The sequence below is a fragment of the Thauera sp. ZXT1-4 genome, assembly GCF_052598215.2.
In genome coordinates, this window is the sequence record NZ_JBQWSN020000125.1 from 1 (window position 1) to 685 (window position 685).

Annotated in this window: 1 protein-coding gene; it reads right to left on the minus strand. The window is 67.0% G+C overall.

What is annotated here, in order from left to right; all coding sequences use genetic code 11:
• Positions 1–685 (minus strand): Mu transposase domain-containing protein (locus ACUH78_RS19440; RefSeq protein WP_445334468.1); only part of this gene is annotated, 685 nt, incomplete at both ends.

A 685-nucleotide genomic window follows, 5' to 3' on the forward strand; every position in this document is an offset into this window, starting at 1 on the left:
AACACGCACACCCCGCCCAGCCAGCCTTCGAGGCGCTCGGGGTAGAGGCGAAACTTGAGCCGATGGCCGATCAGGCGCGAGGGTACGCTGTAGAGCACGCGACGGATGCTGACGGTGCTGAACTTGGTCACGCGCGCTTCGATCTCCTCGTACTCGCTAGTCCGGCGCACTGGTAGCGCAGCGAGCTGGCTGCGCTCCTCGGACAGCCGTGTCTGGATGCGCCGGTTCAGCCGTGCGACGACCTCTGCGACGAAACGCCGATAGTCGGCAGTGGTGGCAAACTCGCGGTGCCCGCGCAACAGCAGCGCCTGCTCGAGCGCGCCCTTCAGGCTGCCTTGGCGCGATTCGATGGCGCCGTTCTCGTGCGACTGGCCGAGATTGTTCCGGCTCGGGCGCATGCCATAGTGCTGGCACAGGTCTGCATAGCGGCGCGTGAGCGTTTCCGCTTCCGCCAAGTTATTGAAGGCGGCCGACAGGCTGTCGGTGCGGTGCTCCTCAGGCACGCCGCCCAAGGCCCACAGGGCGTTCTGCAGCCCCTGCGCCAGCGCGGCGAAGCTCTCGCCGCCGCACACGAGTTCGGCGTGGCGCCAGCCCGAGTAGGCCAGCGCGAACTGGTACAGGCGATGCGCGAAGTGTTCGCCGCCCACCGTGATCCTGAGTTCGTCACACACCGTGAAGTCCGACA